Source organism: Cellvibrio fontiphilus, from assembly GCF_042646205.1.
GTDB classification, from domain to species: domain Bacteria; phylum Pseudomonadota; class Gammaproteobacteria; order Pseudomonadales; family Cellvibrionaceae; genus Cellvibrio; species Cellvibrio fontiphilus_A.
The window spans coordinates 1-21,830 of sequence record NZ_JBHRTF010000004.1; the positions used below are offsets into that span (position 1 = coordinate 1).

General features: G+C 55.5%; 15 protein-coding genes. 9 read left to right on the forward strand and 6 right to left on the reverse strand.

Going from position 1 to position 21,830, the window contains the following annotated elements; all coding sequences use genetic code 11:
* Positions 1–879: 879 nt before the first annotated feature.
* From ACFODX_RS08710 to ACFODX_RS08730, 5 genes are all read right to left on the reverse strand, one after another.
* Positions 880–1,749 carry a glycoside hydrolase family 11 protein gene (locus ACFODX_RS08710; protein ID WP_378118141.1) on the reverse strand — a complete coding sequence of 290 codons (870 nt, stop codon included), beginning with the start codon at positions 1,747–1,749 and terminating at the stop codon, positions 880–882.
* Positions 1,750–1,899: 150 nt separating this feature from the next.
* On the reverse strand, positions 1,900–3,798 hold the full coding sequence (locus ACFODX_RS08715; protein WP_378118143.1) for a putative bifunctional diguanylate cyclase/phosphodiesterase: 1,899 nt from the start codon (positions 3,796–3,798) through the stop codon (positions 1,900–1,902).
* 215 nt (positions 3,799–4,013) lie between these two features.
* Positions 4,014–4,367 carry a DMT family protein gene (locus tag ACFODX_RS08720; RefSeq protein WP_324259809.1) on the reverse strand — a complete coding sequence of 118 codons (354 nt, stop codon included), beginning with the start codon at positions 4,365–4,367 and terminating at the stop codon, positions 4,014–4,016.
* A 15-nt stretch (positions 4,368–4,382) separates the two neighbouring features.
* Complete coding sequence (locus ACFODX_RS08725; protein ID WP_324259810.1) at positions 4,383–4,820, reverse strand: hypothetical protein; 438 nt, start codon at positions 4,818–4,820, stop codon at positions 4,383–4,385.
* 4 nt (positions 4,821–4,824) lie between these two features.
* A complete protein-coding gene (locus ACFODX_RS08730; protein ID WP_378118146.1) occupies positions 4,825–5,670 on the reverse strand; it encodes a 23S rRNA (adenine(2030)-N(6))-methyltransferase RlmJ in 846 nt (281 codons plus the stop codon).
* A 136-nt stretch (positions 5,671–5,806) separates the two neighbouring features.
* On the opposite strand from ACFODX_RS08730, the gene ACFODX_RS08735 reads away from it, so the two are divergent.
* The 3 genes from ACFODX_RS08735 (at position 5,807) to ACFODX_RS08745 (ending at position 12,855) form a co-directional block, all read left to right on the forward strand.
* Complete coding sequence (locus ACFODX_RS08735) at positions 5,807–7,663, forward strand: autotransporter assembly complex protein TamA (protein WP_378118148.1); 1,857 nt, start codon at positions 5,807–5,809, stop codon at positions 7,661–7,663.
* Complete coding sequence (locus ACFODX_RS08740) at positions 7,663–11,628, forward strand: translocation/assembly module TamB domain-containing protein (protein ID WP_378118150.1); 3,966 nt, start codon at positions 7,663–7,665, stop codon at positions 11,626–11,628. Before ACFODX_RS08735 ends, ACFODX_RS08740 begins: the two co-directional genes overlap by 1 nt.
* A gap of 111 nt (positions 11,629–11,739) precedes the next feature.
* Entirely contained in the window at positions 11,740–12,855 is a 1,116-nt protein-coding gene (locus ACFODX_RS08745; protein WP_378118152.1) for a glycoside hydrolase family 5 protein, read from the forward strand.
* Positions 12,856–12,916: 61 nt separating this feature from the next.
* Here ACFODX_RS08745 and smpB read toward each other — a convergent pair whose 3' ends face one another.
* Entirely contained in the window at positions 12,917–13,399 is a 483-nt protein-coding gene (gene smpB, locus ACFODX_RS08750) for an SsrA-binding protein SmpB (RefSeq protein ID WP_378118154.1), read from the reverse strand.
* Between smpB and ACFODX_RS08755 the strand changes: the two genes are divergently transcribed.
* The 6 genes from ACFODX_RS08755 to ACFODX_RS08780 all read left to right on the forward strand — a co-directional run bounded on the left by ACFODX_RS08755 (position 13,398) and on the right by ACFODX_RS08780 (position 21,801).
* Positions 13,398–14,897 carry a sodium-dependent transporter gene (locus ACFODX_RS08755; RefSeq protein ID WP_378118156.1) on the forward strand — a complete coding sequence of 500 codons (1,500 nt, stop codon included), beginning with the start codon at positions 13,398–13,400 and terminating at the stop codon, positions 14,895–14,897. The genes smpB and ACFODX_RS08755 overlap by 2 nt on opposite strands.
* 30 nt (positions 14,898–14,927) lie before the next feature.
* The gene (locus ACFODX_RS08760; RefSeq protein WP_378118158.1) at positions 14,928–15,362 is read left to right on the forward strand and encodes a type II toxin-antitoxin system RatA family toxin; all 435 of its coding nucleotides are present in this window, start codon (positions 14,928–14,930) and stop codon (positions 15,360–15,362) included.
* A gap of 60 nt (positions 15,363–15,422) precedes the next feature.
* Positions 15,423–15,785 (forward strand): RnfH family protein, encoded by a 363-nt coding sequence (locus ACFODX_RS08765; RefSeq protein ID WP_378118160.1) that lies wholly within the window; start codon positions 15,423–15,425, stop codon positions 15,783–15,785.
* Between the two features lie 67 nt (positions 15,786–15,852).
* Positions 15,853–19,806, forward strand: a complete 3,954-nt coding sequence (locus tag ACFODX_RS08770) for a PAS domain S-box protein (protein ID WP_378118162.1) — start codon at positions 15,853–15,855, stop codon at positions 19,804–19,806.
* Positions 19,803–21,398 carry a GAF domain-containing sensor histidine kinase gene (locus ACFODX_RS08775; RefSeq protein ID WP_378118164.1) on the forward strand — a complete coding sequence of 532 codons (1,596 nt, stop codon included), beginning with the start codon at positions 19,803–19,805 and terminating at the stop codon, positions 21,396–21,398. The genes ACFODX_RS08770 and ACFODX_RS08775 overlap by 4 nt, the downstream gene beginning before the upstream one ends.
* Positions 21,399–21,417: 19 nt before the next feature.
* Positions 21,418–21,801 (forward strand): response regulator, encoded by a 384-nt coding sequence (locus tag ACFODX_RS08780; RefSeq protein WP_378118166.1) that lies wholly within the window; start codon positions 21,418–21,420, stop codon positions 21,799–21,801.
* Positions 21,802–21,830: the final 29 nt, after the last annotated feature.

Consider the following 21,830-nt stretch of genomic DNA (forward strand, 5'->3'; position numbering starts at 1 on the left):
AAAAATGATGACGATTTTAAACGCTATGGTGCGGGATAACTGCGAGTGGCAGGCTAACTAAATTTGCGTTTCAGGTATTGATTTTCTACCACAGTCGCTTGTTAGCCTTTAAATTTGTTTTTTTTAGATTTGAAATAAAACCGCGATAAATAGAACCACCAAATGCTACCAAAAACACCATGAATTAAATATGGAGGATATAAGAAATACCCTAGAGAAGGATAGCTTAGATGCATTGTGAGGAGTGACTTAGGAAGAAGAAAATGAAGCAATGAAATGGGGAGATCAATCAGCGTCCAAACACCCCAGACAAATACAGCATTCCAGCCTTCATTTAGATTGGCAATAGGTATAGATATTAAAAAGAGGACAAAATGCAAAAAAGCTACATGATAAGGATTCTTTAACATTTTATAATTAAGCTCGCATTCCATTTGAGTTCTATTTGGCTAACATTTGTATACCGCGCATGCGCGTTATAACTCTTTAAGATTTTTCCAGATTTACTTTTGAGGTGTTTGAATTCAAAAGATATTTAGCTGGGGTTTTTCGCTTTTCCCTAGTGTGAAAGTGTGCGTGCGTGTTTTGCACTGGGGGTTGCGCGTTATCATTCTAGTGTTATTCCAAGTTGTTGACTACACGGGTGTTTTTTTAGCGCGTGGGGAAAATGTGCTGTATAGATAGTTAATCCACGCAGCGTGTTGGCGCTTTTAAAAATATACTGGTTATTGTGTCAGGGGTTTAGGTATAAACCAGATGTGAGTAATAAATAGGAATAAACCCCTTAATGCAATTACAGGGGATAACAGCCTTGGTGGTTGAGTGATGGAGGGGTTGAGAAAAATGCCGCGCGGTAAAGGCGCGGCATTTTTTGCGGGCTTATTGTGCTGAGGCGTCCCAGACTTTGCCGGAGGCGGTGCCGTCTTTGGGGGGATTGAAAACTTCTACGGCCATAACTTGATAGCTGGGGTCGTCGCTGGCGTTGAGGTTGTTCATGTTGGGAATAATCCAACCGCTGTCAGCCCAGGCTTTTACGTGGTCTGCAAAAATAATGACATGGTCTTCACCCAGTGGGCGCTGTTCTGTGGGTTTGCTCCAGTATTGATAAAACGTGGAGGGGCCATTGATGGAAGGTTTTTGCTCGCGAATGGAGCGATAGGTGGAATATTCCACGCCGTTGCTCACGAAGGTTTTGCCAAAGGTGCCGTCTTTGCTCGGGTCGTAAGTCCAGCGTTGCAAAATGTAATATTCCACCAGATGGGCGGGGTCGGTGGCGGGCATGGTGTTGTCGTAACCCCAGCCGTAGAGGGTGATATAACTTGCGCCGCTGTCTTCGTTAAAACGATAACCAATCTTGCGCGTTTCATCACCGTAGTGCCAGCCGGGGCCGCCTACGTAGTTATAGCCACCACCTTGCCAGCTCACACTGAATTCACCATTGGGGTTGAGGGTGAGTGATGCGGCGCCGCCATCTTTCCAATGGGTGAAGAAAAAATTACCCACATGACCGGTGGCGTGGTTTTGGGTGATTTGTGTTTGCCCGCTAAATTGTTGGGTGTAGGCAGTAAATTTTTTTAACGCTGATTGTGAGCTGTCGCTGCTGCTGGCGGCCGATAATGCTGTGGCAGCCGGAATGACGCTGGATTCCGGGCTGGCTTGATTGGTTGGTTGTTGTTGATCATCACTACAGCCGGTGATCTGGGTGACAGCCAGCAAACTGGCCGCAATTAAAGCGATTGGATATTTCACAGATTTTCCTCGCGTGCGGTTAAAGGGTTTGGGTTGCGGCTGTGTAAGACAGGTTTTTGTTTTTTGGAATATGAATAAATTAAAACACTGATTGCCGGGTAAACCAATCGCAGTGCTTGTGAATAAATGCAAAGGTATTTGGTTTTTTATCTAGAGCGATTCCGCGCTATTTTTTTCCCACAAATCGCAATAAATCGGCACTTCGTCGGCGGGCATGGGGCGCGCCCAATAATAGCCCTGTGCCTGGGTGCAACCCAGGTTGCGCAGCAGCGCGAGGGTGGGTGCGTCCTCTACACCTTCGGCGATGGTTTTCAAGCCGAGGCTGTTGGCCATTTGAATAATCGCGCGCACTATGGCGGCATCGTTACTGTGATCATCCATTTTGCGCACAAAGGATTGATCGATTTTCAGCGCTTCCACTTCAAATTTTTTCAAATAACCCAAATTGGAATAGCCGGTGCCAAAGTCGTCGATGGAGAGGTGTACTCCTTCGCTGCGCAGATGGCTGAGGGTGGTGGCGAGCCGGTCGCTGTCTTCAATTAATAGTGATTCGGTTAATTCCAATTCCAAATACTGCGGTGGCAAACCGCTGGCGGCGAGTGCACCCAATACCAAATTATCGATATTGCCGCGCTTGAATTGGATGGAGGAAATATTGATGGCAACGGTAAATTGCAGCAGGCCAATGTCGTACCAGTGTTTGGCCTGACGACAAACTTCCTGAATAACCCATTCGCCCAATTGAATAATTAAACCGGAGGATTCCGCCAGTGGAATAAAAATACCCGGTGAAATAAAACCCTGCTCCGGGTGTTGCCAGCGCAGCAGTGCTTCAAAGCCACATATTTGTTGGGTGCGCAAATCAATTTTGGGTTGGTAGTGCAAACTGAATTGTTGGTCTTGCAGGGCTTTGCGCATTCCGGAAATCAAACTGATATGGTCGAGCATATTGCGATTAATCGCCGGGTTGAAAAAACGGAAACTGTTGCGGCCGGAATCTTTGGAGTGATACATGGCGATATCGGCTTTTTTAATCAGCGTGTCCAAATCCTCGCCGTCCTGTGGTGCCAGTGCTATGCCAATAGAGCAGGTGCAAAAAATTTCTATATTGCGATACCAATAGTTTTCCGACACCAGTTGCAATATTTCCAGGCTGGCTTGGGAGGCTTGCTCGGCGGATGCTATGTTGGGCAAAAATACAATAAATTCATCGCCGCCATAGCGACACACCGCCTCGACTTTTTTGGTGTAACCCAGCAGGCGCAGCGCCACCTCTTTGAGAATTTGATCGCCGGCCTGGTGACCCAGTGAATCGTTGATGGGTTTTAAATTATCCAGATCGATATAAATAATGCCGAGCAGTTGCTGTTGTTGTTTGGCGGGCAGGAAAAATTTTTCAAAATTGCGTTGTGCAACATTGCGGTTGGGCAAGCCGGTGAGTGTGTCGTGGGTGGCCAGGTGTTCAATCTGGTTTTTGATATTTTTCATGCGCTCATTTTCGCGCGCCAATTCATCCAGCGCGGCGCGGTAATCCTGCGCGAGTAAACCCACAGCGAGCGCAATCACACACAAAATAATAATAGTGATGCTGCCGGTCGCGAGGTTAATCGGTGCCAGGCTATTGGTATACCAGCCGACATGGTTGACGTAACTGATGCTGGCGAGCATCAACACCATGATGGCGACCAACAAAATCAACAGGCGTTTGTTGCCGAGCATGGCAGCAAATACCAACACCCCGCAGTAACCGAGCAGTGCGCTGTCGCGAATGCCGCTGCCATGCCAGGCGAGGTAGGAGAGCATCAGGGTGAGGCTGAATAAAAAAATACTGGCGCCCAGTAACAGGCGGTGACGCGCGATTGCCCAATCGACACTGAACAGGAAAATCCCGCAGGTCACCATGATCAAACTGTCGTGATAGCGCGCCGCCAGCATCGTAATAATGCTCACCAGCAGTAGCGCAATTTGGGTGACGCGCAGGCTTTGCACCAGTCGTCGGGTTTTGGTCTGTTTGAGAGAGTCACAGACGTGCGGCGTTTCTAGGTCCACAGTATGCCCCGGCCATAAAGCCAGCGGCCTGCCTGCACCAAGGGGGTGGTGGGTGAATCACAAAATCCGTTGCGGTAGGGCAAGCGCTGGGAAAAGGTTGATGCCGACACCGGCGGCGGTTGTTGTGGTTATAGGAATAACCCGCGGCTCGATGCGGTGTGCGTAACCCTAGTTATAGTTGAAATTCGCGCCAGTTTCCCGCGAAGGTGCGGTTTTTAACCTGTTATTTTGTCCCTAAACATAAAAAAGACTGCGCCTAAAAGACATAAGCCGGCCCAGAGGTAATCCAGCTTGAGCGGTTCTTTCAGGTAAAACAGGGCAAAGGGCACAAATACGCTGAGCGTGATCACCTCCTGCAGGATTTTCAGCTGCCCGACATTCATCACCGTGTAACCAATGCGATTGGCGGGCACCTGCAGTAAATATTCAAACAGCGCTATACCCCAGCTGATAAGGGCAGCGATGATCCAGGGTTTGTTGTTTAACTCCTTCAGGTGGGCGTACCAGGCGAAGGTCATAAAAATGTTGCTGCAAAACAACAGGCCTATGGCGATAAGTGATGCCTGCATAAGGGCTCCAAGGGGTTAGGGTGATTCCGGCGCGGCAGTAGCGGTGGTTTGCGCCTGTTCCAGATCGCGCTTTTTCCCCACCGCGTAGGAGCTGGTGATGCTGAATAGCCAGGCCGCCAGCAGCAGCCATTTGCCCTGCTCCCAGTAGGGCGAAGCAAATACGGCGTTGTGCAAACTCTGCCAGAGATAGGGAATATCCAGCGCAAAGTCGCCACGTTTGGCGCGCTCATCCAGTTCATTGGAAAGCTGTATGGCCACCTGCAACAGGTTGATAAACAGCAGGCCAATAATCAGCGCCGAGGGCACCGCAAAAATACAGCCGCGCAGGCGCTGCCCGAGCAGGAATAAACCGGCGCCGGGAAAAATAAAGGCCGAGGCTATTGCGGCGCGTTTGGCATGGCTCATACCGGCACTGGCATTGTTCGTTTTAGTCATGGTGCTCGTTTTAGTCATGGTGTTAGTTCTCCGCAACCAGTTGTTCCAGGCGATAAAACCCCTGGCCGGCCTCACTCAGGTTGTCCACCAGCCAGGGCAGGGTTTCTTCCATCGCGGCCCAGAGTGTCCAGGGCGGGTTAATCACTATCATGCCGCTGGCGGTCATGCCATGCTCCAGGCTGTCGGGCGCTGTGGCGAATTCCATCAGTTGGATATTTTTGATGCCGGATTTTTTCAGCGCCAATTCCATCTCATCGATACGCAGGCGATTCACCACCGGATACCAGATGGCGATAGTCCCCACCGCAAAACGTTTGTGGGCACTAATCACCTGTTTGATGACCTGCTGGTAGTCGCTTTTGATTTCGTAGGAGGGGTCGATCAATACCAGCGCGCGGCGCTCCAGCGGCGGCAACAGCGCCTGCAGGTTGGTCAGGCCGTCTTCATTGAGCACTTTTACCCGTTTATCGCTGCGCATCGCATCGCGCAGGAACTGGTAGTCGGCGGGGTGCAGCTCGTGCAGGAACAGGCGGTCTATGGAGCGCATCAGGGTTTGGGCGATCAGGGGCGAGCCGGGGTAAATTTGCAGGTTGCCGCGGTCGTTGAGGTTTTTTACCAGGTCCAACAGGCGGTTGATGGCGGCCGGCGCCTGCGGCAGTGTCCAAAGTGGGCCAATGCCCGTATCAAACTCGCGATTCTTTTGTGCCTGGGGGCCGTTTAGCTTGTACACCCCGGCGCCGGCGTGGGTATCGATAATACGCAGGGGTTTATCTTTTTGCGTCATATACTCCAGCATATGCACCAGCACGGCGTGTTTGAGGATATCGGCATGGTTGCCGGCGTGAAAACCGTGACGGTAGCTGAGCATAGGGCGCGATCCAGGTGTGCGGGAGAAGGGCCGGAATTATAGCGAGGCGGGTGGATAAATACCCGAACAAGATTGTCACACACTTGCCCTTTTAGAGAAGGAACCAAGCAGTTAGAGTAGCCGCTGCATCCATCATATGAAGATACCCGGATTGTTATCTCTCCCTCCCTCCAAGCTGTTCAGCGGCGGTTTCCTGCATTTGTGGCGCGCGGCTTGTGCCCCGCTATCGTCCTTATTGCTGCTGTCATTGTTGCTGGTAGTGCTGCCCGCAGGCGCGGCGCGGGCGGCGGAACCGGAAATCGACATAGAGGGCGGCACCAAGGCGCTGCGCGACAATATTCGCCTGCACCTGAGCCTGGCGGAGGAGAGCTGCAGCTCGCCTCTGTGGCGACTCAACAGCCTGCTCAACGACAGCGAGGCGCAAATCAAGGCGGCGGCCCAGGCGCTGGGGTTTTATGAGCTGGAGTACGAGGCCAAACTGGTGCGCAACAAGGATTGCTGGGGGCTGAACATCCAGCTCACGCCCGGTGAGCCGATTCTGGTCACTGAGCTGCGCATCGAAATCCTCGGCGAGGGCAGTAACGACCCCATTTTCAAGCCGCTTTACGACAAGCCCGGTATCAAACTGGGCAATCGCCTCAATCACGGCCGCTATGAAACCCTCAAGGCGCGTTTTGCAACCCTGGCCTCGCTGCACGGTTATTTTGATGCGGAGTTTGTGCAATCCCAAATCGCCATCAATGTCGGCCAGAAAAGTGCGGCCATAGCGTTGGTGTATGACACCGGCAAACGCTATCGCATTGGCGCCATCAGCCTCAAACACGGGATTCTGGATCAGGATTTTCTGGAGCGCTATTACACCTTCCGCAGTGGCGATTACTACGATACCGATGAGCTGCTGGAGCTGAAAAACCTCTACAACGCCAGCAATTATTTTGCAGTGGCGAGTGTGGCGCCGGATCTGCGGGCGCTGGACGGGCAGCAGGTGCCGATTAATATCGAACTGGAAGAGCGCAAGCGCCGCGCCTATTCACTGGGTGCGGGCATTGAAAATGACGAGCCGCGCCTGCTGCTGGGGTTTGAGGATCGCTACCTGAACCGTCGCGGCCACAGGTTTGATGCAGACCTGGCGCTGGCAGAAAACAAAACCGCCGCGCTCGCCACTTACACCATCCCGCTGCGGCGCCCCGCCTATGAGTTCCTGCGCTTTTACACGGGTTACGACAAAGAGGACACGGTGACCTCGCTGAGTAAAAAGTACACCTACGGCAGCAGCTATACCTATTATCAGGACAACAAATGGCTGCAAACCTACGCGCTGGATTACGTGCAGGAGGAGTCTGTTATCGGGCGTATGGCACCTATTAATACCAACCTGATCATTCCCTCTGTGTCCTTTCTGCGCACCCAGACCGATGGCGCTCCTTACCCCTTGAGCGGCTGGTCGGCGCTGGGGCGCATCTCCGGTTCACCCAAAAGTATCGGTTCGGATTTCAGTTTTGCGCAGTTTTATGGCCGCGCCAAATACGTGAAAGGGTTTAGTTACGGGCGACTGCTGCTGCGCGCCGAGCTGGGTCTGACCGAGACAGACAATGTGGATCAGCTGCCCGCCTCGGTGCGCTTTTTTGCCGGTGGTGATGCCAGTGTGCGCGGCTATGAATACAAATCCCTGGGGCCGACCCGCAATATTTATGGCAAGGATTTTGTCGGCCCGCTGGAAGACCCGGCCGCCGCCGAAGAGGTGATTGGCGGCAACAACCTGCTGGTCACCAGCATCGAATACGACTATCGCTTTGAGGATTCCAACTGGGTTGCCGCGCTGTTTTACGATCAGGGCAACGCCGCTGATGACACCAATATTGATTTCAAACGCAGCGCCGGCCTTGGCGTGCGCTGGATTTCCCCCATAGGGCCCATCCGTATCGATCTGGCGCGCGCGCTGGATGATGAAAAGTCCTGGATGTGGCACATCAGCATGGGGCCAGACCTCTGATGAACAAACCCTGGCGCCGGCTGCGCAATGCCCTGTTAAGCCTGATCGCGGTGCTGTTGATCCTGCTCGCCAGCATCAGCGCACTGATGGAAACCCAAACCGGCAGCCGCTGGCTGGTGCACCGGCTGGCGGGTTTGGCCAATATCAGCCTTGGCACTGTGACCGGCAACCTGCGCGAGGGGCTGGATATCGCCAGCCTGGAATATCGGCAGGAGGGGGTGCTGGTGCAGGCCTCGCAGCTGTCCTTTCGCTGGCGCCCCATCGACCTGTTTTACAGCGCGCTGATGATTGATTCGCTCAGCGCTGCCCAGCTGAGGGTGCAGCTGCCACCCGCCGCACAACCCGAGCCGCCAACTGCCGAGCCGTTTAGCCAGTGGCCCAGTTTGCGTTTGCCGCTGCGCATCCAGCTCGCCAAGCTGGAGTTGCGTCAAATCCGCTTCCAGCAGGGTGAACAGCAGTTGGCCTGGGACAAGCTCAGCGGCGACCTGAGCCTGGGAACCTTTAACCTGCGCTATAGCGACCTGACCCTGATCCACCCGGATTACGAGCTGCGCCTCACTGGTCGCACCGCGCTGGATTACCCCTATGCCAGCAGTGCCAATCTGCACTGGCAGTGGCAGGCACCGGCAGGCGCGGATGGTAGCGCTGGCCTGTTGTATCGCGGCGTGAGCCAGTTGGATGGCGACCTGACGCAGCTGGCGCTGGCGAACCGAATCGATTCGCCCGTGGCGCTTAACGCCACCGCCTCGGGCGCACTGGTAAATGCGCAGCGTGAATTACAGCTGGAACCCGCACTGCAATTGCACATGGAGTGGCTGGCGCAACCCTTGCCGGCCGCCTGGTGGTTGGCAGAAAAGCGCCCGCCCATTACCCGCGGCCTGCTCAAGGCAGAGGGCAATTGGTTGGCCTATCGCGCCAGTCTGGAAGGGGCCATCCAACTGCCGGATACCCCGGCCCTGGCGGTTAATACCCGGGTGGATGGCAGCTTGGACGCGGTGAATATCCAGCAGTTGGACATCCGTGAACTGGGTGAGCGGCTGCAATCGGTGGTGGCCTTGAGCAGCTCGGCGGCTTCGTCGGTTGCAGCCACTGCAGGCGATACGGAAGAAGCCGAATCATCCGCCAGCACTGAGGCAGCGGCACAAGTGTTGGAGGCCCAATCGCTCAACCGCGATGCCAGCCTCTCGCTCAAAGGGCGGGTCGCCTGGGCGCCGGCGCTGGATTGGCAGCTGGCGGTGGAGGCCAAGGCCTTTAACCTCGCCGGGCTGATTGATAACTGGCCGAGCCGGTTGGATGCCAGTTTCACCAGTCGCGGCAGCCTTAAAGATGACCACTGGCAGGCGGCGCTGGAGGATCTTGTGTTAGCGGGCGAGCTGCGCGGTGTCTATGCCCAGGGCAGCGGCAGTGTGGTGTTGGATGGCAGCAACCTGCGCAGCGATTCACTGGCGCTGACGGTGGGCGCCAACCAGTTACAACTCAAAGGCGAACTGGGCGATAGCCTCAGTTTGCAGTGGAACATCAATGCGCCGCTGTTGCAGCAGTTGGATGAAAGCATTACCGGCAGCCTGATCAGCAAGGGCGAATTGCGCGGTGATCGCAACCACCCGCGCATCGACCTGAGTGCCAGCGCCAACAAGGTGGTACTGGGCGATTATGGTGTGGAAAAACTGGAGCTGGCGCTGGTGCCACTGACGGCTCAGTCCCAGCCGATTGTCGGGCCACAGCCTGGTTCAGGTTCGGGGCAGGATTCAGGTGCAGCGCCGCAACTGGATAACAGCGCCGCCGCCAGCTCACCGGTTGGCGCCGGCCTCAACCCGGTGCGGCTGCTCACCGACGAATTGCTGCAGGAGCGCTATCAACTCAACCTGAGTGCCAGCCGCCTGCAACTGGCGCAACAGTATTTCTCCAGCATCACCATGAGCGGCAGCGGCTCAGTGGCCAAACATGAACTGCAGGCCACGCTGCGCAGCCCCAGCCTGGGGCGCGCCGATATAGGCCTGCAGGGCGACTATGCCGACTACCGCTGGCAGGGCAAGCTGACCCAATTGGCGCTCAAACTTACCAAGGTGCCGCGCTGGTGGCTCACCTCGGGCCAGCCGATCCGCATCTCCGCCGAGGGCGTGCTGCTGGGCGAGCAGTGCCTCACCACCCGCACCAACCTCACCGCCGCGGTGGAGCGCGATACCAGCATTGAGCGCGAGCAACTGCGCGCCGAATGGCAGCCCAACCAGTCGCCACAGCGCATCAATCCCTATGACTGGCTGGTGAATAAACCCGCGCCGCCCGCCAGCCCGATCGAGCGCTACAACCTGCCGCGCCTGTGTTTGGCGGGCGATTGGTCCAAGTCCAGCGGCGCCCGGCTGGACGCCCAGCTGGACGCTGTGCCGCTGCGCCAGTTTTTGTCGCTGTTTAAAACCGAGGTATTTTTTGCCGGGGTGATGGACGGCAACCTCAGCCTGCGCTCCCCCGACCTGACGCTGGCCGGTACCAGGGCAAGCCTCGATATCACCACCCGCAATGCCGAGCTGCGCTACCAATACGCCGGCGGTGTGACCGATGTTTACCCCTGGCGCGATTTTGCGGTGCGCGCGCAACTGCAAAAATCCCAGCTGAGCACCAGCGCCGGTATGGAGTGGACGGGTTTTGGCCGCATGGATCTCAACAGCCTGTTGGATTTGCAGCAGCAGACCATTAACAACGCCAGGCTGCAGGTGAACTTCCACAACATAGCGCCGCTGGAAACCCTGCTGCCCTTTACTAACGATGTGAAAGGCGAGCTGACCGCCGACCTATCGGCCGGCGGCAGCTTCAGCGCGCCTTATCTCGCCGGGGATATTTACCTGCGCAACGGCAGCGCCAACCTGACCCGTTTGGGGCTGGATCTGCAAGCCGTCAGCCTGAGCCTGAACGCCGCGCGCGACGGCCAGTTGAAACTCATGAGCGAGGCGCAGTCGGGCGATGGCCGGCTGACGCTGGTGGGCGACCTGAAGGGTTTTGGCAGCGACAACTGGCGCGCCCAGGCCTTTGTCAACGGCACCAATTTCCGCGTGGTATCGCTGCCGCAGCTCAAGGCCAACCTCTCGCCCAATATCAAAGTTGAGCTGGATGCCAAAGCCATGCACCTGACCGGCGATGCGGTGATTCCCTGGGCGCGCACCAACATCAAAAGCCTGCCGCCCAGCGCGGTGCAGGTGTCCGACGACGCGCTGATTGTGGATGAGAAATTCCTCCAGCAGCAGGCGGTGTCGCCCTTTGAGGTTTTCAGCAACCTCAATTTGTCGCTGGGGGAGGACGTGAGTTTCAAAGGCTTTGGCTTGAGCAGCAAACTGAGCGGCCGCCTGAATTTGCTCAAAGAAGCTAATCGCCCGTTTTTTACCAATGGTTATGTCAGCGTGTCCGAGGGCAGCTACAAGGCTTACGGCCAAACCCTGACCATTGAACGCGGCCGTCTGGCCTTTCAGGGGCCTTACGACAACCCCGGTCTGGATATTCGCGCCACCCGCACCATCCGCGACAGCGAGAACACCAAAGTCGGTCTGGATATAGATGGCACCCTGCAGCGCCCCAAAGCCAAGGTGTTTGCATCGCCCAGCAAAAGTGACAGCGAGGCGATGATGATGTTGCTGACCGGTAAACCCATCAAAGAGGCCTCCAACGCCGATGCCTCACTGCTGCTCAGCGCCATGAGCGGACTGGGGATGGATTCGGGTGGCTCCATCACCTCGGAGATCAACCGCTTTTTCGGGGTAGATCAGCTGGAGGTGAAAGCGGATGACGGCATAGACCAGAGCCAATTGTGGGTGGGCAAATACCTCACGCCCAAATTATTGGTGCGCTATGTGGTGGGCATATTTGATCAGGCGTTCAGCTTTGGCATTGAATACCAGCTCACCGACAGTTTCCGCATAGAAGCTGAGTCGGGCACCACCAAGAGTGTGGATTTGATCTACAAAATCGAACGCTAGGTTGTAGCAAGCGCAGGGCCATGCCGGCGTAAATTAGCGCAAACCTCGTGGCATAAGCGGCTGCTATCGGTTACATATTGTCTCTCAAACAATAACCAGCGAGACAATCCTATGACGACACAATTCCTCCCCCCAAGACCTCTGGTATTCAGGCTGCCGCGCCTGATGCTCGCCAGTTTGTTACTGCTGGCCAGCAGCCTCAGCCTGGCCGACAACGCCTGGGAAAACAGCAGCGGCTGGTGGAACGCTGGCGATATCCCGGCGTTTGATAAAACCAACATCACCCGCCAGCTACCGCTGATCAAGGTGGACGGCAACCGCTTTGTGGACGAGCAGGGCAAAACCCTGGTGTTCCGCGGCGTGAACATTGCCGACCCGGACAAAATCGCCAAGGACAAACAGTTCACCAAAAAACACTTTGAAGTGATTCGCAGCTGGGGCGCTAACGTGGTGCGCGTGCCGGTACACCCAAGGGCCTGGAAAGCGCGCGGCGTAAAAGGCTATTTGGAACTGTTGGATCAGGTAGTGGCCTGGAACAACGAACTGGGCATGTACACCATTATCGACTGGCACTCCATCGGCAACCTCAAGTCCGAAATGTTCCAAAACAGTTCCTACCACACCACCAAAGGCGAAACCTTCGACTTCTGGCGCCGCGTTTCCGAGCGCTACAACGGCATCAACTCGGTGGCCTTCTACGAAATTTTTAACGAGCCGACGGTATTTAATGGCCGGTTGGGGGTAGTGAGTTGGGCGGAGTGGAAAGCTATCAACGAAGAGGCCATCACCATCATCCAGGCGCACAACCCCAAGGCGATTGCACTGGTTGCCGGGTTTAACTGGGCCTATGACCTGAAAGAAGCGGCCGCCAACCCGATTGATCGCCAAAACATCGCCTACGTCAGCCACCCCTATCCGCAAAAAGTCGGCGCGCCTTACCAAGCCAACTGGGAGCGCGACTTTGGTTTTATGGCCGATAAATACCCGGTCTTCGCCACCGAGATTGGCTACCAACGCGCCACCGACAAAGGCGCCCATATCCCGGTCATCGACGAAGGCGGCTACGGCCCGCGCATCACCGACTACTTCAACAGCAAAGGCATCAGCTGGGTCGCCTGGGTCTTCGACCCCGACTGGTCACCCCAGCTGTTCACCAGCTACGACAACTACCAACCCACCATGCAGGGCGAGCATTTCCGCAAGGTAATGTTGCGGGACAATAAATAGTTTTGCTGCCAGTAAAAACAACAAACCCGCCAGCTGGCGGGTTTGTTGTTTATGTATAGGTTTATTTGCGCAGATCTTTCTGGAACAGGCGCTGTTTGTCGCGCGCCCAGTCGCGTTCCTTTTCGGTTTCGCGTTTGTCGTGTAGCTGTTTACCCTTGGCGATGGCGATTTCCAGTTTGATCAGGTGGTCTTTCCAGTAAAGCGCTGTGGGCACCACGGTGTAACCTTTTTGCTCGACGGCCTCTTGCAGGCGGCTGATTTCGCGGCGGTTGAGCAGCAGTTTGCGGTTGCGGAAGGGGTCGGTGACAAAGTGGGTGGAGGCGCTCAGCAGCGGTTGAATCTGCGCGGCTTGCAGCCAGGCTTCATTGTTTTTGAATATCACGTAGCAGTCGGTAATGTTGCCTTTGCCGGCGCGCAGGCTTTTGACTTCCCAACCGGTGAGCGCCAGGCCCGCTTCAAAACGGTCGTGCAGTTCGTAGTCGAACTTGGCTTTTTTATTGAGGGCAATGGTATTGCCTTGGTTCTTTTGTGCTTTTTTGGCCATGGCGAAACGCTACTTGAGTGAAGCAAAAACGGGCGGGCATTATGCCCTGCAGGGGAATCTGGGTACAATCACTTATCCTACCGTGAATAATGACAAAACTTCTGGGAGCGAGCCGGTGAAACGACTCAAACAACATGTGATTTGGGGGCAGCGCGGCAGTTTTATTCTCGCCGCCACTGGCTCGGCTGTGGGCCTGGGCAATATCTGGAAGTTTCCCTACATCACCGGCGAAAACGGCGGCGGCGCTTTTGTACTGATGTATCTCTGCTGCATTTTGCTGATTGGTATGCCAATTATGATGGCGGAAATTCTCATGGGCCGCCGCGCCCGCGCCAATCCCATTCTCGCTACCGCCGAACTCTGTGAAACCGCCAAAGTCTCCAAGGCCTGGACCATCATCGGTTGGATGGGGGCCTTGGCGGGTTTGGTGATTTTGTCGTTTTACACGGTGATTGCCGGTTGGACCCTGGAATATTTAAGTCAGGCTTTGAATGGCCGTTTCACCGGTCTGACCGGTGATAGCTCCCAGCAGCTGTTTGATGGTTTGCTGGGTAATTTTGACCTGATGTTGCAATGGCACACGGCGTTTACCCTGATGACGGTCATTATTCTGGCCTTGGGGGTGTCGCGCGGGCTGGAATCGGCGGTGCGCCTGATGATGCCATTATTGATGTTGCTGCTGCTGTGTTTGCTGGTGTACGCCATAATGGAAGGCGAGTTTGCGACCTCCCTGCGGTTTATGTTCAGTTTTAACCCGGAGGATATTTCCTGGGAGTCGGCCTTGATTGCCATGGGGCATTCGTTTTTCACCCTGAGTTTGGGCATGGGCGCGATTATGGCCTACGGCGCTTATATGCCCAGCAACCAGTCGGTTGGGCAAACCGTATTGACCGTGGCGCTGTTGGATACCTTGATCGCCTTAATTGCCGGTGTCGCCATTTTTGCGTTTGTATTTGCTACGCCGGGTATTGCAGCGGGCCATGGGCCGGGGCTTATGTTTGTCACCCTGCCGGTTGCTTTTGGCAACATGAGCGCCGGCTTGGTGGTGGGTTCCATTTTCTTTGCGATGGTGGTGCTGGCGGCCTGGACATCCACTATTTCCCTGCTGGAACCGGGGGTTGCCTACCTGAATGAGCGCTTTGGCCTGCACCGGGTGCTGTCCAGCGTACTGTTGGGCGCGATTGCCTGGGCGCTGGGCATAGGTTCGCTGCTGTCCTTTAACGATTGGGCGGATAAGCCCTTTTTGTGGGGCAAGACCTGGTTCGACAGCATGGACTTTATCGCCACCAATATTATGTTGCCGCTGGGTGGGTTGCTGATTGCCCTGTTTGTCGGCTGGAAGCTGCGCGATGAACATTTGCTGCATGAACTCAAGTATGAATCCAGCTGGCTGTTGCGCTGGTGGCGTCCGGTGCTGCGCTATCTCTCGCCGCTTGCGGTTTTGATTGTGCTGATCAATGGCGTTTTCCCGGTATTGCGCGGTGTGTTGGTTGAGTAGCGGATTGATCAAATCGAGTGGTGATTTCTGGTGGTATATAAAGTAGAGCGCAGCGCGCTGGTGAATTACTCCGCGCAGCAAATGTTTGATCTGATCAACGACATAGAAGCCTACCCGCAATTTATGGAGGGCTGCGTTGGCGCTAAAATCCTGGCGCGTGGCGATGACTGGCTGGAGGCGCGGTTGGAGCTGAGCAAGGCCGGGGTGAGCCAGAGCTTTGTCACCCGCAACCAGTTACAGCCGCCGCTGAGCATGAGCATGACATTGGTGGATGGCCCTTTTAAATTCCTCTCCGGCGTTTGGCGCTTCCAGCCCTTGGGTGATGCCGCTTGCAAGGTATCGCTGGGCTTGGAGTTTGAACTGAGCAATCGCCTGTTAGGGTTGGCGGTTGGCAAACTGTTTGAGGCGGTCAGCAATAAACAGGTGGATTCACTCTGCGCCCGTGCCAAAGTGGTTTATGGCTAAAGCCAGAACCATCAAGTGACTAAACCATCAAACGATTAAAAGCATTAAACGAGTAGAACCATGGCCGATTTTGACCTGATTACTGTAGAAGTCGCTTACGCGCTGCCACATAAGCAAAAAATTATTGCCTTGCTGGTGGAGCCGGGCACGACTGCACTGGAAGCTGTGCAGCGCTCCAAAATGACCGATTATTTCCCCGATCTGGATCTCGCCAGCGCCAAGTTAGGTATTTTTGGCCAGTCCTTGGGCACCAAGGGGCTGGACACGGCGGACAAACATATATTGCATGCCGGCGACCGGGTGGAGATCTATCGCCCGCTGGCTTCCGACCCCAAAGAAGCGCGCCGTAAACGTGCGGAAAAAACTGCCGCTGAAACTGCCACCACTAGCGATCAAGCTCCCGCCAGTACTGACACGCCGTAAACCTGCGTCACAAAAAATTTGCACTACACTGGGGTAATCGCTGTTTACAGCTTTCCCCGAGATTCACATGTCCCTGATCCGCAAAGGTTGGTACTCATGGTTGCCCTGGCTTGCCGCGCTGGGGTTGACCTTGGCCTTTGCCGCGTTTATGCGCGCTGACTTGCATCATTATGAATTGGTGTGGAAGGAGCGGCTGGGGCTGTGGGTGCAGCGCCATCAGGACAGGGTCGCCAGTCACAATCGCGATATGACCCAACAGGCGATGTTGCTTGCCCAATTGATCCTGCGCGATACCCATGTCGTCAACCAATTGCGCGAAGCCCAGCAATTATTTGTTGCCAGTCAGGGGCGTATGGCATCGCCACCAGTGCGTAATGCCCAGCTAAACTTGCGCCAAAAGCTGGATGATTACTGGCCGGGCATGCGCGACTCGGGTGTTCAGCGCCTCTCTATTTACATGGCTCCGGGTGGGGCGGTGTTCCTGCGCATGCACCTGCCTGAACGCGCCGGCGACAGTGCGAGCAATGTCCGCCCTATGGTCAGCCGGGCATTCAGTTCCGGTTTGCCGGTGTGGGGCACTGAGGTATCACGCAGCGGCAGCGGCCCCAGTGCAGCAATACCCGTCATGGCCAATACCGATCAAAGCGGTGAAGTGGTCGCTGTGGTGGAAGTGGGCATGGCGCCCCTGGCGTTGGATGATCCCGATAGCGGGATTCATATGGCCAGCTTCCTGCAAAAAAATGCCATCGAACAATTACTCTGGGATAGCACCCGCCAGCGCTTACATGACTTGAACCCGACAACAGTGGAAAACTGGCGCCTGGAAAGCAGCGACAACCCGCAGCTGCACCAGTGGTGGAACGAAGGCAAAGTGATGATTGACCACCTGGGGCACTTGTTACACAGCGATGGCAAGGTATACCTCACCTCCTGGATTCCGCTGCGGCCAGCCACAGAAATACGTGGTGAGTCCCCTATGGCCGTGCTGGTGTGGCACGAAATTACCGACGAATACGCCGCCTACCAGTCAAGCTTGCGGCGGGTGATGATCAAATGGACGGCGGCGCTGGGGTGCGCGCTTCTGCTGTTGGTTGGTTTTATCCGCTTGCAGCGCAACTACTTGCGCGAGGTGATCGCGGAACATGGCGAACAACTCAAGGCGGAGCATCAGGAAACGGAACAGGCGCGGCAGCGACTGGCACTGGCGCTGCGCTCCAGCGATTCGGGCTTCTGGGAGTGGGACATAGTAAATGACCGCGCCCGCTTTTCCCCCGAGTGGCGCCAGCTCTGTGGTCTGGGCCCGGAAACCGCCAACTCGCTGGATTTGGACGAATGGATGAGCCGCGTTCATCCAGCCGATAAGCGCGCCAGCTACAGCGATATTATTCGCCATATCAAGGGCGAAACGCCCATGTACGAAAACGAATACCGGCTCAAAATCCACGATGGCAGCTACAAATGGATTCTCACCCGCGGCAAGGTAGTGGAGTGGCAGCCCAATGGTAAAGCGGCCTTGGTGGTGGGCGTTTATACCGATATCACCGAGCGCAAAAATACCGAACTCATCAGTATTCGCCAGCAGGCGGCGCTCCACTCCCTGAACGAAATTGCCTCCCTCTCCGGCGTTGACCCTGACGCGCAATTGCAGCGTGCGTTGGCCTTGGGCGCGCGCTACCTGGGCCTGAGTTGTGCGGTGATCAGCGCCATCAACGGCAGTAATTACCGGGTGCGGGTTGCCTTTTCAGCGCAGAGCCAGCGCGATCAGCTAAGCGCCAGTAATCGCCTTGCGGATCACTATTGCAGCCTCACCATGGCTACCCGCGATGTGGTGGCCGAGGACGATATTCCCACCAGCCAACACCGCCAGCATCCGGCCTATCGCCTCACCCAGGTGGAGTCCTATATCGGCGCGCCGCTGTGGATCAACGGCGAAATCAGCGGCACCCTGGCCTTTAGCTCGCGCAAGACGCGCCATCACCAATACGATTCGCTGGACAAGGATTTTGTGCGTCTACTGGCGCGTTGGATCAGTTCGGTGGTGGAGCGCTGGCAGCAGGACATAGACAAAAAAGTGATTATTGAGCGCTTCCACAAATTGAGTGAGCGCCTGCCCGGGTTTCTCTACCAATACCAGATGCGGCCCGATGGCAGCTCCTTTTTCCCTTACGCCAGCGCCGGTATTAAAAACATTTACGATGTGGAGCCGGAAGAGGTGGCCGAGTCTGCAGAGCGGGTTTTCCCGATGATTCACCCCGAGGATGTGGGCTGGGTCGGCGAAACCATCTCTTATTCCGCCAGCCGGCTCACGCCCTGGGTGTCCACGGTGCGCATCAACCACCCTACCCGCGGCCTGATTTGGGCGCATTTTGAATCCCTGCCGGAGCGGCTTGAGGACGGTGGTGTGCTGTGGAATGGTTATGTGTCCGATGTCACCTCGCTCAAGGAAACCGAACTGCAGCTCAAGGAGACTAATGCGCTGCGCAAGGCCATCCTCGATGCGGCCAATATAGCGATCATCTCCACCGATATTCACGGCACCATCAAGACCTTCAACCTGGGCGCCGAATTGATGCTGGGCTATCGCGCCGAGGAGTTGATCAACCAACAAACGCCCGCGCTGTTTCACCTTGATACCGAAAATCGCGCCTATGCCGAGCAGCTTACCAACGAGCTGGGGTATCCGGTCGCACCCGGCTTTGATGCGTTTGTTGCCAAGGCGCGCGAAGGGTTTGGCGACGAGCGCGAGTGGACTTATGTACGCAAGGATGGCTTCAAGTTTCCGGTGCTGCTCACGGTGTCCGCGCTGCGTGACAGCGATGGCGAAATCACCGGCTACCTGGGCATAGGGCGCGATATCAGCGAAATCAAACGCATCGACCAGATGAAAACCGAATTTATCTCAACCGTCAGCCATGAATTGCGCACTCCGCTCACCGCTATCAGCGGCGCACTGGGCATAGTGATTAACGGCTTGGCTGGCAGCCTGCCCGAACAGGCACAGCGCATGATCCAAATCGCCCACAGCAACTCCCACCGGCTCATCTATCTGGTCAATGACTTGCTGGATATGGAAAAACTGGTGGCCGGGAAAATGAATTTTGATATGCAGCCCCACAGCCTGCGTGAGCTGGTGTTGCGCAGTATCGAAGAGAACACTGCTTACGCCGAACAGTTTGGTGTGCAGTACCAGCTGCTGGGGCGCGCCGATGCCAAGGTCACCGTCGATACCCAGCGTTTGCTGCAAGTGCTGGCCAACTACCTGTCCAACGCCGCCAAGTTCTCCCCGGTTCAGGATACGGTCAGTATCCAGATAGAGGTGCAATTTGGCCGCGCCAGGGTGAGTGTTAGCGACAACGGCCCCGGTATCAGCGAGGAGTTCCGCCCGCATTTGTTCAAAAAGTTCTCCCAGGCGGATTCATCCGATACCCGGCAAAAAGGTGGCACCGGGCTTGGGTTGGCGATCTGCAAAGAGATTATCGAGCGCATGGGCGGCAGCCTGGGGGTTGAGGCCGATACCGGCAAAGGTGCCTGCTTCTATTTTGAATTGCCCTGTGAAGATGCTACGCAAAAAGTACCTTCCAGCCGTATCGAGCCGGTAAAAAATAAACCGCATTTACTGGTGGTGGAAGACGATGAGGCAACCGCTGAAATTCTCAGTGCGCTGCTGCCGGGCGAACACTACGATATAGATTGTGCCGCCACCGGGCAGGCCGCGCTGGAGCTATTGCAGTTGCGCGACTATGACCTGATGACCCTGGATCTCAACCTGCCGGACATGGGCGGTTTGGACATAGTGCAACAGGTGCGGGCAGCGGGCTTGCGTAAGGCAGGCCAAGCCAGGCTCTTGCCAATTATCATCATCAGCGGTGATATAGAGCCGGCGCGTGAGCAGCTTAATGCAGCGGGTTTGTTGGCCGATATTTTCTGGCAGGCCAAACCCTTGTCGTATATTGAATTTGATGAGCTGTTGAACAGGGTGTTAGCGCGCGCTAGCGATAAAACCCCGGAGAATTTGTTATGAAAGCGGCGCTGCCGGAGAACGAACTGATCCGTCTTGCCCACTTGCGGGCATTGAATGTCCTGGATTCCGAACGCGAGCAAAGTTTTGACGATATCGCCTATCTGGCCATGACGGTATGTGCAACTTCAATGGCAATGGTGAGCCTGATTGATCGCGACCGCCAATGGTTTAAAAGTTGTATCGGGTTGGATGCCACAGAAACGCCGCGCGATGTGGCCTTCTGCGCCCATGCGATATTGCAGCCCACGGAATTATTAGTGGTTGAAGATGCGACCCAGGATCCTCGTTTTAGCGATAACCCCAATGTGCAAGGGGACGCGCATATCCGGTTTTACGCCGGTGCGCCACTGGTGTCCCGGCAGGGCTATGCCTTTGGTACCTTGTGTGTGGTAGATACAGTTCCGCGCCAGTTGTCATCCACTCAACTCAACCAGTTGCAAGCGCTTGCGCGTCAGGTAATCCAATTGCTGGAGCTGCGCGAGGCCAATCAGGCGCTGCAACTGTCCCAGCATAAATTGATGACGCTCTACAGTCAGGCGCCGGTGGGTATTGTCCTGAATGATCTGGATGGGCGGTTTGTTGAATTCAACCCCGAGTTTGCCCGGTTGACTGGCTATAGCCCGGCGGAAATGCGCCAGCTCTCCAATGCCGATATTACTCCCGAAGAGTTTGCCTCCGCCGATGCCTATCAATTACAGCAAGTTGTGGCGAGCGGGCGTTATGGTCCCTACGAAAAACAGTACAAATCCAAAACGGGCGCATTGATTCCTGTACTGCTCAACGGGGTATTAATTAAAACCCCGGCGGGCGAAGCACAAATCTGGACCTTTGTGCAGGACATCAGCTCCCGCAAACGTGCTGAACAGTTGAAAAATGATTTTGTCTCGGCGGTCAGCCACGAGCTGCGCACACCGCTCACCTCCATTTCCGGCGCGCTGGGTTTATTGGTCAGCGGCAAACTGGGCGACATTCCGGCCACTATGGAAAAGATGCTGGTCATCGCCCACAAAAATGCCCTGCGCCTGCAAGAATTAATTAACGATCTGCTGGATATGGAAAAGCTGATTGCCGGCAAAATGGAATTTGATATGGAGCGCCAGCCACTGGTGCCCATCATTGAACAGGCACTGGAAATCAACAAAGCCTATGCCGATAACTTCAATGTGAGCTTGCACCTGAGTGTTATTGCTAACGAACAGGACATGCCGCTGATGGTATCGCTGGACGCCCATCGCCTGCAGCAGGTGATGGCGAATTTCCTGTCTAATGCCATCAAGTTTTCGCCCCCCGGCGGGCGCGTGGAAGTGCAACTTATCCAGCAGCAACGCGAGGTAAAAATCGCCGTAGTTGACCATGGCCCGGGTATTAGCGAAGAATTCCGCGCGCGCTTATTTCAAAAATTTACCCAGGCCGATTCCTCCAGCTCGCGCCAGCGCGGCGGCACCGGGCTTGGTTTGGCAATCAGTAAAACCTTTGTTGAACGCATGCATGGGCGCATAGGTTTTGATTCTGTACCGGGGCAGGGGGCTACGTTTTACGCCATCTTTCCTCTGGCCAATCGCGCCACCGATTTACCGGCTCACTCCCAATAATCACAAGCAGGTTGAATTTATGACTCAGGCTCTTAGTCGCATTCTCTATGTGGAGGATGATCCAGATATCCAGGCAATCGCCATGATGGTGTTGGAATCTATCCACGGTTTTACCATGGAAGCCTGCAGCTCCGGTGCCGAGGCCTTGGCAAAGGCGATGCCCTTCAAGCCCGACCTGATCCTGCTGGATGTGATGATGCCGGGTATGGACGGCCCTGAAACCCTAAAGAGTTTGCGCAAGTTTCCCGAGCTGGTGGATGTTCCAGTGATTTTTATGACGGCCAAGGTACAGCCGCAAGAAGTGCAGGGCTACTTGAATCTGGGTGCCCTGGGGGTGATTGCCAAACCTTTTGACCCCATGACCCTGGCCCAGCAGTTGGCGAGTATCTGGGAGAAACGCTAGGGCGCTCTGTGGCTTGGTTAGCCTGGCCT

Coding starts and splice junctions, on each gene's coding strand:
- ACFODX_RS08740 (WP_378118150.1), top strand. CDS start 7,663: ATGAACAAACCCTGGCGCCGGCTGCGCAATGCCCTGTTAAGCCTGATC.
- ACFODX_RS08735 (WP_378118148.1), top strand. CDS start 5,807: ATGAAGATACCCGGATTGTTATCTCTCCCTCCCTCCAAGCTGTTCAGC.
- ACFODX_RS08725 (WP_324259810.1), bottom strand. CDS start 4,820: ATGACTAAAACGAGCACCATGACTAAAACGAACAATGCCAGTGCCGGT.
- ACFODX_RS08720 (WP_324259809.1), bottom strand. CDS start 4,367: ATGCAGGCATCACTTATCGCCATAGGCCTGTTGTTTTGCAGCAACATT.
- ACFODX_RS08745 (WP_378118152.1), top strand. CDS start 11,740: ATGACGACACAATTCCTCCCCCCAAGACCTCTGGTATTCAGGCTGCCG.
- ACFODX_RS08765 (WP_378118160.1), top strand. CDS start 15,423: ATGGCCGATTTTGACCTGATTACTGTAGAAGTCGCTTACGCGCTGCCA.
- ACFODX_RS08730 (WP_378118146.1), bottom strand. CDS start 5,670: ATGCTCAGCTACCGTCACGGTTTTCACGCCGGCAACCATGCCGATATC.
- ACFODX_RS08775 (WP_378118164.1), top strand. CDS start 19,803: ATGAAAGCGGCGCTGCCGGAGAACGAACTGATCCGTCTTGCCCACTTG.
- ACFODX_RS08780 (WP_378118166.1), top strand. CDS start 21,418: ATGACTCAGGCTCTTAGTCGCATTCTCTATGTGGAGGATGATCCAGAT.
- ACFODX_RS08755 (WP_378118156.1), top strand. CDS start 13,398: ATGGCGAAACGCTACTTGAGTGAAGCAAAAACGGGCGGGCATTATGCC.
- ACFODX_RS08770 (WP_378118162.1), top strand. CDS start 15,853: ATGTCCCTGATCCGCAAAGGTTGGTACTCATGGTTGCCCTGGCTTGCC.
- smpB (WP_378118154.1), bottom strand. CDS start 13,399: ATGGCCAAAAAAGCACAAAAGAACCAAGGCAATACCATTGCCCTCAAT.